10 protein-coding genes are annotated in these 11,284 nt (G+C 68.6%); 4 read left to right on the plus strand and 6 right to left on the minus strand.

Features of this window, described 5'->3' with window-relative positions; genetic code table 11:
• Nucleotides 1-686 (plus strand): MFS transporter (locus D7V97_RS32030; protein ID WP_147445055.1); only part of this gene is annotated, 686 nt, incomplete at its 5' end.
• 76 nt (nt 687-762) lie between these two features.
• Here D7V97_RS32030 and D7V97_RS32035 read toward each other — a convergent pair.
• Entirely contained in the window at nt 763-1,590 is an 828-nt protein-coding gene (locus D7V97_RS32035) for a dienelactone hydrolase family protein (protein ID WP_120614424.1), read from the minus strand.
• 74 nt (nt 1,591-1,664) lie between these two features.
• On the opposite strand from D7V97_RS32035, the gene D7V97_RS32040 reads away from it, so the two are divergent.
• Complete coding sequence (locus D7V97_RS32040) at nt 1,665-2,663, plus strand: GlxA family transcriptional regulator (protein ID WP_233583361.1); 999 nt, start codon at nt 1,665-1,667, stop codon at nt 2,661-2,663.
• 67 nt (nt 2,664-2,730) lie between these two features.
• Here D7V97_RS32040 and D7V97_RS32045 read toward each other — a convergent pair whose 3' ends face one another.
• Nucleotides 2,731-3,363, minus strand: coding sequence for a glutathione S-transferase family protein (locus tag D7V97_RS32045; protein WP_120614426.1), 633 nt, complete (start codon nt 3,361-3,363; stop codon nt 2,731-2,733).
• Nucleotides 3,364-3,514: 151 nt separating this feature from the next.
• Here D7V97_RS32045 and D7V97_RS32050 point away from each other — a divergent pair, with 151 nt between their 5' ends.
• Nucleotides 3,515-4,309: a phytanoyl-CoA dioxygenase gene (locus D7V97_RS32050; RefSeq protein ID WP_233583362.1), complete on the plus strand. Its 795-nt coding sequence runs from the start codon at nt 3,515-3,517 to the stop codon at nt 4,307-4,309.
• 13 nt (nt 4,310-4,322) lie between these two features.
• On the plus strand, nt 4,323-6,365 hold the full coding sequence (locus D7V97_RS32055; protein ID WP_158623496.1) for an endo-1,3-alpha-glucanase family glycosylhydrolase: 2,043 nt from the start codon (nt 4,323-4,325) through the stop codon (nt 6,363-6,365).
• Between the two features lie 68 nt (nt 6,366-6,433).
• Here D7V97_RS32055 and D7V97_RS32060 read toward each other — a convergent pair whose 3' ends face one another.
• From D7V97_RS32060 to D7V97_RS32075, 4 genes are all read right to left on the minus strand, one after another.
• Nucleotides 6,434-7,852, minus strand: a complete 1,419-nt coding sequence (locus tag D7V97_RS32060; protein WP_147445056.1) for a hypothetical protein — start codon at nt 7,850-7,852, stop codon at nt 6,434-6,436.
• An 88-nt stretch (nt 7,853-7,940) separates the two neighbouring features.
• A complete protein-coding gene (locus D7V97_RS32065) occupies nt 7,941-8,546 on the minus strand; it encodes a DNA-binding response regulator (RefSeq protein ID WP_120614429.1) in 606 nt (201 codons plus the stop codon).
• Nucleotides 8,464-9,630 (minus strand): sensor histidine kinase, encoded by a 1,167-nt coding sequence (locus D7V97_RS32070; protein WP_199729004.1) that lies wholly within the window; start codon nt 9,628-9,630, stop codon nt 8,464-8,466. Before D7V97_RS32070 ends, D7V97_RS32065 begins: the two co-directional genes overlap by 83 nt.
• A gap of 127 nt (nt 9,631-9,757) precedes the next feature.
• On the minus strand, nt 9,758-11,068 hold the full coding sequence (locus tag D7V97_RS32075) for an amidohydrolase family protein (RefSeq protein ID WP_120614430.1): 1,311 nt from the start codon (nt 11,066-11,068) through the stop codon (nt 9,758-9,760).
• Between the last annotated feature and the right edge of the window lie 216 nt (nt 11,069-11,284).

An 11,284-nucleotide genomic window follows, 5' to 3' on the forward strand; every position in this document is an offset into this window, starting at 1 on the left:
AGTCCCACCCGCCCGAGCGGCGCCGGCCCCTGGCGCTGCTGCGCCAGGCGAACCCCTTCGGCAGTCTGGGCGCCCTGCGACGCCACCGCGGCGTGTCCGGCATCGTGCTGGCGCTCACGTCTGGCACGCTCGGCATGTACTTCATCATCAGCACCTGGGTGCTGTACGGCACCGAGCGCTACGGCTGGTCCGCGCGGGGTAACGGGCTGGCCATGGCATTCAGCGGGGTGCTCAACGTGCTGGCGCAGACCCTGGTACTCGCGCCCCTGGTGCGGCGGCTCGGAGAGCGGCGCACGCTCTACACGGCCCTGGGGGTGGCCGCGCTCGCCAACGTGCTCCACGGACTCTCCGCGCAGCCCTGGATGCTCTTTGCCAGTATGGTGCTCGGAGTGATGGGCAGCCTCGCCACGCCGGTCGCCCAGTCGCTCATCTCCGCGCGCGTGCCGGCGGAGGAGCAAGGCGCGGTGCAGGGGGCCATCACCAGCCTGGGCGGGCTCGCCGCCATCGTGGGGCCGCTGTGCGCGACGACGCTGTTCGCACACTTCACCGCGCCGGGCGCCGCGCTCTATCTGCCGGGCGTCGCCTTCTTCTGCGCGAGTGTGCTGCTGCTGCTCGCGCTCGCGGTGGCCATGCGTACCCTGGGCGCGACCGCGGCCGCGGACGGCGCTGCCGCGGTGGTGTCGTGACCGCGGGCGAGGAACCCTGACGACCTGGGTGGCCTGCAATCCAGAGCGGCCCAGGCCGCGGTGAGGCCACCGGCGCTCAAGCCGGATGAAGCCTCCGTGCGAAGAAGGCCAGGATCTCGTCGCGCGCCGCGATCGTCGGCTCTCCGGCCGCGTCGATGAGGTGGGCCGTCACGACGCTGTGCGCCCCGCCCACGACCCGTTCGAAGAACGGTGGGGGCCTGGGGTTCGCGGCCGAAGCGGGCAGGACCTTCGGGAGGAAGCGCGGCCCCAGCGCTTCGGCATAAGCCGCGAAGCGCTGGGCCGTGCAGTAGCGATCGCCTTCGAAGCGGTACGCGAGCACCGTCAGGTCCTCGCGCTCGAGCCGCTCCTTCACGGCCGCGGCTTCACCGGGGGCGATTTGAATCGCGCCCGGGGTTTCGAGCGGCAGCGAGGGCTGGCAGAGGACGGGCGCCAGCACCGCGGGCTCGAGCATCATGCTGAGCGCGAAGTTGCCGGTGAAACACATCCCGATGGCGCCGACGCCGGGGCCTCCGCACTCTTCATGCGCGAGGCGTGCGAGCGCGCGCAGCCACTGCGTCACAGGGCTCGATTCGTTCGCCGCGAACGCGCGGAACTCCGCGCTCACGCACGCGCGCTTCATCACGGCCAGCCCTGCTTCCGCCTGCGGATAGGCCCCATCCCTCCCGAACAACGACGGCATGTAGACCGTGAAGCCCGCGTCTCGCACCCACCGGGCGAAGCGCGCGACGTGAGGGCTGATGCCCGGCATCTCGGCCATGACGATGACCGCGGGACCGCGACCGGCGACGTAGACCGGGCGCATGACCGAATCGAGGGTGATGGACCGTCGCTCGAAATCGTCGAGCGGGTCGTCAACGGTGGACTCAGGGGCGGAAGCTCGCATGCCTGGACGATGCGGAAAAACCCACCGTCCAGGCCAGTGGCAGGATTGACAAGCTTCGGTCTAGTCTTGCCATCGTGATCACCCATGTCGTCCTGGAGGGAGTGGCCGAAGGCCCGCTGGGCGTCGGACTCGACGTGGTCGCCACGGCCGCGCGACTCGTGGAGGCAGGCCTCTGCCCTGGGCCCGGGCGAGCGGAGCCGCTGCGTCAGCGCGTGGTGTCGCTCGACGGCCGTCCCGTCCGCTCGGGCACGGGACGCTCCGTCTCCGTGGACGGCACGCTCAGCCTCCGGAGCGTGAAGGCGGGAGACGTGCTGCTGGTTCCCGGACTCTCCGCGGCCAGCGAGCGCGCCATCGAGTCCCTGCTCTCCCGCGCCGACACCTCGCGCGGCATGGAGCTCCTTGCGCGCGCGGCGGCGAAAGGGGCGAGGGTCGCGGCATCCTGCTCGGCGACCTTCGTCCTCGCCGCGGCGGGGCTCCTCGCGGGACGGAGCGCGACCACGACCTGGTGGCTCGTGCCAGCGTTCGCGCGTCGCTTCCCCGAAGTCACCGTCCGCGCGGACCGGATGGTCGTCGAGAGCGAAGGCGTCCTCACCGCGGGCTCGGCCTTCGCGCACGCGGACTTGATGTTGGCCATCGTCGCTCGCGTCGCGAGCCCGTCGCTCGCGCACCTGGTGGCTCGCTACCTCGTGCTCGACGAGCGCGTTTCACAGTCAAGGTACATGGTGATGGAGCATCTGCGCGTCGCGGATCCGGCGCTGCGCGCGGTGGAACGATTCGTCGCGGCGAACCTCGGCCGGCAGCTGACGTTGGACGAGCTTGCCCGCGCCGCCGCCACCTCCACGCGGACGCTCGCACGGCGGGTCCAGGCCGGCCTGGGCATGACGCCGCTCGAGTTCGTGCAGCGAGTCCGCGTGGCTCACGCCTCCCACCTCCTGGAGACGACCCGGGAGTCGGTCGAGGAGGTCTCCGCGCGGGTGGGCTACGCCGATGCGGCCGCGTTTCGCCGCGTGTACAAGCGGCACGCTGGCGAGACGCCACGAGGACGGGGAGCGGGGGCCCCCCGGAAGCGGTGAGCGGCGTGTCTGACGCACCGGGGCCTGCCGACGCCCGGGCTTCGGCTCCGTGGAGCAGCTCAGCCTCTCAGGCCCACTCCGTCAGCCCCTCGCGCTGGTACAGGGTCGCGAACGAAGGCCGCGCCTTCAAGTGGGTGGCGACCGCGGCCAGGTGCGGCCACGCCGTGGCGGGCTTCGGCATGGCGCGGGACCAGCGCATCAGCATGACGAGGTAGAAGTCCGCGACGCTGAGCGTCTTCCCCAGCAGGAAGGGGCCGTTCGCGGCGAGGTGCGCATCCACCACCTGCCACGCGCGCTCGATGCGGCCCGCGACGGTGGAGCGCACGGCTTCGGCATGGGCCTCCCCCGCGGGCTCGTGGGGGTACCACCACTGCCGGAACAGCGGCTGCACCATGTTCGCCAGGTGGAACATCCACTGGTAGTAGGCCACGCGCGCCGCGCTCCCCGGCGCGGGAGCCAGGCTCGCCTCCGGATGGCGGTCCGCGAGGTACGCCACCAGGGCCGCGGCCTCGAAGTGCGGCTTTCCGTCAATCAGCAGGGTCGGCACGACGCCATTCGGGTTGAGCGCCAGGTACTCGGGGCGCTTCTGCTGTCCGGTGCTGGTGTCGACGCGTTCCAGGGAGTGCGGCTGGCCGAGTTCGAGCAGCACCCAGTGCACCAGCATGCTGGCGGCACCCGGCGAATAGTAGAGCGTGTACATGAGGTCTCCGTGCGAACGGGGTAACGGGGTACGGCATCATCTCAGGGATGGCGGTACGGTGCGGTCGTCCGTATCCAGGACCCCATTGGACCGCGTGCTTGAATGCAACGGCGGACTCGTCGCCAGGTCGCCGCCGTCTGGACGGCAACACATGGGAGCAGCGGTGGAACTTTCGGACGCGCAGGTGGACCGGTTCATCGCAGAGGGCTTCATTCGAATCGACGGGGCCTTCCCGTCAGCGTTGGCGGCCGAGGCCCGCGAGTTGTTGTGGCGCGACACGGGCTGCAGGTCGGACGACCCGACGACCTGGACCCGGCCCGTCATCCGGCTGGGCGAATACACCCAGGAGCCCTTCCGGCTCGCGGCGAACACGCCCCAACTCCACGCGGCCTATGACAGGCTCGTGGGCCCCGGAGGCTGGGCGCCGCGCTCCAGCCTTGGCAGCTTCCCGAGCAGCGAGGTACCGGGGGATGACGGCTGGCATGTGGACGCCAGCTTCCCGGGGAAGGACCCGTCGTCGTTCTTCGACTGGCGCGTGAATGTGGCCTCGCGAGGCCGCGCGCTGCTGATGCTCTTCCTCTTCTCCGACGTGGGCGAGGACGACGCGCCCACCCGCATCCGCGTGGGCTCGCACCTGCGGGTGGCCCGGTTGCTGGAGCCCGAGGGTGAAGCGGGCCTGTCGTTCATGGAGCTGGCGGAGAAGCTGGACGCCACGCACGGGTGCCCACTTGCCTTCGCCACGGGAGCGGCGGGCACCGTCTACCTCTGCCATCCGTTCCTGGTGCACGCCGCGCAACCCCACCGGGGCACCCGGCCGAAGTTCATGGCGCAGCCACCGCTGTTCCCGAAGCAACCCTTTCAGCTCCACCGCGACAATGGAGCCGGCCCGCCCGTGGAACGCGCCATCCAGCTCGCGCTGGCGCGAGAGCAGGAGGCGGAACCCTGAACGGAGCCTCTGGATGCAACCGGTGATTCACCACTCGAAGAGCGCATGGAAGGTCCTGTCCCTGGGTCTGCTGGCCGCATGGATGGGCTGTGGTGGGGATCCGCTCCAGGAGCCCCCGGCCTCGCGGCAGGAGGCGCTGGTGGACGGCTACAACCTCGTCGTCACGGGCGTGAGCCCGACCACGGTGGCCCCGACCAGTGCCGTCACCTTCAGCGCAACCATCAAGAACGCGGGGAACGTCGCGACACCCGCGGGCATCGTCCACGGCCTCTCCTTCTGGGTGGACGGCACGCAGGTGTCGTGGTCGGACACGCACACGAGCTCCCTCGCGCCGGGGGCCAGCGTCACGCTCACCGCCAACTCCGGCCCCGCGGGGACGAAGCTGTGGACCGCGCCGGCCACGGCGGGGGACCACACGCTCCTCGCGCATGTGGATGACATCAACCGCCTGCCGGCGGAGACCTCCGAGAGCGACAATCAATACAGCGTCCCGCTGAGCGTGACGCCCGCCGCGACCTGCTCGGACCGGGTGCGCAACGGCACCGAGACGGGAGTCGACTGCGGGCCGGACTGTGGCCCGTGTGAGTGGCCGTTCACCGCGGTGCCGCGCACCACGCTCCGCAACTCGGCGAAGCGGGTGTATGCGCACTGGCACTACTACCCGGTGTCGTTGGGCAACACCAACCCGACGTCCAACGACTACTACGAGCTCAACTACATCGCGGTGAATGGCGAGGGCGGAGTCCACGCGGCCTACGGCGGCATGATGCGGGAGCGGCCGCTCCCGAGACTGCCCCGCACGGAGACGGACTGGCGGCTTCGCGACGCGAAGGACGAAATCGAGCTCGCGGCGAGGATTGGCATTGACGGCTTCTATCTGAATTTGTGGACCGACAGCGACGTGAACAACGGCGCGGTGTGGACGCGGGCGAAGACGATTGTCGACGCGGCCTCGCAGGTCGGCGGCTTCGACATCGTCCCCAACTTCGACATGACGATCCTGGGGACGGGGAGCCAGACGGGGGACCAGGACCTGATGATTCGCATCCTGGGCCAGCTGAAGAGCTCCGCGGCGCTCCTGCGGCGGCCGGATGGGAAGTATGTCGTCGGCCTGTTCAATCCCGCCGCACAGGGCCGGACGGCGGCGTTCTACGCCACCGTGAAGCAGCGCGCGTCGACGGAGCTGGGCATGAGCCTGTACCTGGTGCCTGTCTTCCTTGGCACGGGGAGCACGGCGCTCTTCGAGGAGTACAGGAGCGTGGGGGATGCCTACGCGGGGTGGGGGACGGCCGTCCCGGTGACGACGGCGGGGTACTCCGGGAGCCTGAAGACGAAGGCGGCCGGGTACGGGAAGTCGTGGATGCACCCGATGAGCAGCCAGGACTACCGGCCCAAGGACAGGGCCTTCTGGGAGGCGCGCAACTCACTGACGCTCCGCTCCATCTGGGAGAACGTGATTGCCGACGGCCTGGACGAAGTGCAGATCGTCACCTGGAACGACCAGCACGAGCACCACAACATCCGGCCGTCGACGGGGAAGCAGTGGCCCGCGTACGACATGACCGCGTACTACATCCAGTGGTTCAAGACGGGCACGCGGCCGACCGTCGAGCGCGACGTGCTGTATTACAACCACCGCATCCACAGTCAGTCGCTCGTGCCCACGACGCAGACGTCCGCGAACCTCGCGGTGTGCAAGGCAGGGTGCCCGGCGACGAATGACGTGGAACTGGTGGGCTTCCTCACGTCGGCGGGCCGGCTCGAAATCACGCAGGGGACGACGACCTACGGCGAGGACAAGACGGCGGGCGGCGTGCAGGCCATCCGGACGGCGTTGGCGGTGGGGACGCCGACCTTCCGGCTGAAGCGCTCGGGGGCCACCGTGGTGGAGTTCCAGAGCATGCACCCCATCGTGGGCTCCAGCGCGTACCAGGACCTGCTGTACCGCGCCGGAAGCTCGGCCCGCGCGGCGCTCCCGTCCTGCGCGGCCTCCTGCGCCAACGGTGAGGCCCGCTGCCGGCTGTGCCCCGGCGAGCCGATGTGGCTGAAGCGCTGAAGACGCGCAAGGGGCGCCTCGGTGGTTTCAGTGCCCGAAGCTCATGGCTTCGGGCACTGGAGCCCTCCCTAAGTGCTTCGGATCAGGAAGTGGGTTGCCGGGGTAACCCCTGCCGAGGCCAGCGCCGCGGCCGTGGGGGGCCATGTGCCCGTCACCTGATACGGGAGCAGCCGGTTGCCACTGTTGTCGCGCACGTCGAGGGTCGTGTTGAAGCCGTCCGTCCACCAGTTCGAGGTGGGCTGGATGCGGAACGTCACGAACCCATTCAACTGCGGGAACGCCGTGTGACGGAACTCACCGCCGCGCACGTACAGCCGCCCACCAGCACGCGCAGCGCCCGTGTTGGTCAACTGGATGTGACAGGGAACCTGCCCCGCGATGAGGTTGTTGTCCACGGACGCGATGCAGTCGATGATCTCGATCAGCGCGTTCGATGACTCGAACCCGATGCACGATGCGTTCGTGTACCCGCCCAGGGAGTTGCCACCGTTGATCGGGGGCTGCCGGTTCTGGTTGTTGGTGATCTGCTCGATCTTCAACCGCTCGATCCGGTAGTGGTTCGACAGGGCCGTGGGGGACGCGACCGATTCGTCGTTCGCGGCGTACCGGGACACGTTGGAGTGATGCATCCAGCAGTCGGTGATGAGCTGGGTGACCCCGCCGTTCGCCATGAACGGCCCGCACTTGCGGGGGCGTGTCGCGTCGTAGCGGGGACTCATGCGCCCGTCGAACTCCGTGTGCGCGTAGGTGACGTGGTTCCGCTGGCTGGTGATGTTGCTCAGCTCGAACGGAGGCTGACTGGTCATCGCCTTGCCCGCACCCCGGAACCGGCAGTGCGTCACGATGGAGTCGGGGTGACGGCGATTCGAATCCGAGTAGATCGCCACGCCCAGATGCGGCGCCGACTGCGGAACGTACACGCCGTTCGTGATGTCGCTGCTGATCGACGTGAGGAGCGGCTGTGGCGCGGCCTCGAAGCCGACGCCCCCCAGGTAGATGGGTGCCGGTGCGTTCGAGTACTGGGTGTCGAGTCGGCACATGCCCATCTGCAACTGGATGAAGGACGCTTGGGTCATGGTGGACATATGCGACAGCTGCGCCTGACTCACCGACCCTGCCGCCATCTCGATGATCGACTTGTCGGGCCCGGCCCCGACGAACCCCGCGAGTTTCGGGAAGAAGAACCCGAACGCATACGTGGGGTTTCCGCTGGAGCCGATCGCGCGGAACTGATTGAGCGTGAACACACCCGCGGGGAGCCGCACGATGACCCGTCCGGGGGCTGCGTTTACCGTGGCTTGCAGCTTCGTGTAGAAGTCACCCGCCACGGTGCTCAGCGGCACCACCGGAACGCCTGCGGGGAGCGTGGACTCCCACGCGCTCGTGGATGTGTAGGCCCACGGTGGGCTGGTCTCAGACCAATCCCAACCGGCCAGCATCACCTGATGCTCCTGCGACTTGTCGTTGGTGAGAACGGGAGGTGCCATGGATTCCATCCTTTCCTCGGGTTGCTACACCTTGATACCCGAACCCTCTGACACCCTTCCCGAGGCCGAAGATGCGCCGGCCCGCTTCCTAGAGCCAGCCTGCTTCGCGGGCGATACGGAAGGCTTCAACGCGGTTGCCTGCATGGAGCTTGCTGATCGCTTCCGAAAGATAGTTGCGCACCGTTCCCTCGGACAGCGACAGCTGCTTCGCGATATCGGCGCCGCTGCGGCCTTCGCCCGCCAGCCGCAGCACCTGTCGTTCGCGCTCGCTCAGGGGGTCTTCCGCTCCGCTCCAGCTCTCCAGCGCCAGCTCCGGCGCGATGGCCCTGCCGCCCGAATGCACCGTACGGATGGCGGCCGCCAGCGATTCGGACGGCGCATCCTTCAGCAGATAGCCGCGCACACCGGCCGCCAGGGCGCGGCGCAGGTAGCCGGAACGCGCGAAGGTCGTCACGACGATGACACGCGCGGCGGCCTGCCGTTCGGACAGCGCGGCGGCCAGCTCCAGGCCCGTCATCCGCGGCATTTCGATATCCGTCAGGACAATGTCCGGCGATAGCTGCTCACACAGGGCAAGCGCTTCCTGCCCGTTGCGCGCCTGTCCCACCACCTCAAGGTCGGCTTCCAGCTTGAGCAGTGCGGCAAGCGCGCCAAGCACCAGCGACTGGTCCTCCGCGATCAGTACGCGAATCATGCGATCCCTCCCGTTGGCAGGCGCAGTTCGAGCGAGAGCCCGCGCGCCACTTCCACGCGCAGCTGCCCCCCAGCGAGGCGACGCGTTCCTGCATGCCGCGCAGGCCATTGCCCTGCTCCAGCGCCTGCAGCGAACCGAGCTTCTTTCCGTCATCCCGGATCTGGCAGACCAGCACTCCGTCCTGCAAGGTCACACTGACCTCGCAATGCCTTGCATCCGCATGGCGCAGGATGTTGGTGACCGCTTCTCGCAACGACAGCGACAGGACGCTCTCCGCCGTGGCGGGCAGGGTAAAGGCCTGGACCTGGGCGTCCAGCGTTACATTCGCGGCGGCCAGTGCGGCACGCGCCTGCGCCAGCTCGTGCGCGAACCCGGTCTGTCGGTAGCCGCTGACGGCGCTGCGGACTTCAGCCAGCGCCTTGCGTGCATGGGTTTCAATGTCATTGAGCTCACGGCGGGAGGCTTCGACATCACGGTCCAGCAGGCGGCCTGCCAGCTCTGCCTTCAGCGTGATCAGCGAGAGCGTATGCCCCAGCAGGTCGTGCATGTCGCGCGAGATGCGTTCACGCTCGGCGATGCGGGCCAGGTGTTCCACTTCCTCCTGCTTGCGCAGCAGCTGCCACTGCTTGCGCTTGAGGGTGGCGTCCATCACGCTGGCGATGCCCACCGGCGTACCAATAGCAAGCGTGGGCACGAGGAAGCTGAGCGGCAAGTCGACCGACAGCGCAATCAGCGCCGCACCGCAGAGGATCAGCGCGATCGTGCCGTAGGCGTAGCGCCGGTTCTCGATCCCCGCGCACATGCCGGAAGCAAAGATGAAGAAGGTGCAGGCGCCGAAGTTGAACGGCGCCCAGACCAGGCCCAACGCGAAGGTCGCGAGCAGCACGGGGACAAGGCGCCTGTCGCGCAACCAGAAGCTGGAAAAGTATATCGGCGCGAAGACGATGGTCGTCAGTGCCAGCATCGCCAGCTCCCGCACGGAGGGGCGGAGGTAGAAGTACTTCCACGCGAAGGAACTCAGCGACAGCAGCCACAGATACGGCGCCTTGCCTGCCGCGGGCGGCACCCAGGGCCCCGCCAGCACTCGCCGTATCCTGTCCATGCGGTTCTCCCTGCTCTTCCGTGAGGCGGACGTCGGCGATCTGGAGATGAGGGTCGCCCGGCTTGGGTCCTGGGTTGAACGATATCAGGGTGAGCGCGCACGTTCGCGTTCACTTCGGCTGCGTGCTGGCCGTTCCCTCCAGGGTGCTGGCTTCTTCCGCCACGGCCTTCAATCGCGCGGCGCGCAGCGGTGATACCGGCGTGCCGTCCTTCCACACCTCGACGATGCGGCGGGTCGCGCCGATATCCGCCGTAGGGTCGCCCTCTACCAGCAGCAGGTCGGCCTTGTAGCCTCTGGCGATGCGGCCGCGCTGGGGCAGGCGGAAGGCCTGTGCCGGCACGCGGGTCGCGGCGGCCAGTACTTCGGACGGAGTCATGCCTGCCTGGGTCAGCGACAGCAGCTCATGGTGCATGCTGGCGCCGTACTGGGTGCCTGGATTGCCCGCGTCGGTCCCTGCCAGCAGCGTGACGCCCGCGTCGCGCAGCGCCTTCACGACGGCGCGCGGCGCACGCAGCTTCTCGGGCCGCGCGGTAGGCCCATGGCTGGCTTTCAGGGACGGCACCTGTTCTTTCAGCAGCAGCGCCATCAGCGAGCGGTCATCCAGCACATCCTGTTCCTGCACGCCTGCGATGCTTTCCATGACGCTGAAGGTTGGGATGATGAAGGCCTTGCGGTCGCGGGCCAGCTTCACGAAGGCCGCCAGGTCGTCCGGCGCGATGTCTTCGCCCACGAAGAGGTGCACCAGCCCATCGGCGCCCGCTTCAAGCGCGGCGCGCGCGCTGGCCAGCGTGGCGATATGGACCACCGCCAGCTTGCCGCGGCGGTGCGCCGCATCCACCAGCGCCTTCAGGGTGGGCAGGTCAAGGCTGGGCAGGGGCTGGGTGTCGTTGCCCGCTTCCAGCACGATCTTGATGAAAGCGGAGCCTTCGGCGATGCGGGCATCGACCCAGCCCTGCGCTTGTTCCGGCCGGGTCAGCGTGGGGATGGGAATCCCGTACTCGGTGCCGTGGCCGCCCGGCGCCGTGGCGAGCGTACCGGCGGAGAACAGGTCCGCGCGGTCGTGGTTCTCGCCACGCTGCATGCGCGCCGTCATCTCCTGCATGAGGGAGACGCCGGTGAACATATCGATCTGGGTCGTGACGCCGAACAGGAGCGGCAGGTCCAGATAGCGGTAGGCATGCACGTGCGAGTCGATCAGGCCCGGCATCAGCGTGCGGCCTTTGCCTTCGATGAGGGTGGTTCCCGCACGCGGCGCTCCGCGGAAGTCGGGATCGGCGATCCGCGTGCCGTCGATCAGCACATTGCGGTGTTCGTGCGTGCGCTGTCCGTCGAACACGCGCACGTCGCGGATCAGCGTGGAGGCAGCGAATGCAGGCAGCGCTGCGCTGAGAGCGGCAGCCAGAAGCAGGGGTTTGAGCATGTTCTTCTCCCTGAGATGGGGTGGGAGAAGCCTCCGGTGGCGGCCTTTCGCCCGCCAGAGCAAAAGGCCATCCATCCAGCATGACAAATGTCATGCCCGCACTCGGCCATGGATGTCAGGCAACGCGTTTCCCGAAGTCCCCCCAGGCCCCCCTCCACACGGTGGGATCCCGTGCACCCCGGCCAACGCCCGCCCGGCCGCCCCTGTCTCTTATCC

Source organism: Corallococcus sp. CA053C, assembly GCF_003611675.1.
Taxonomy (GTDB): domain Bacteria; phylum Myxococcota; class Myxococcia; order Myxococcales; family Myxococcaceae; genus Corallococcus.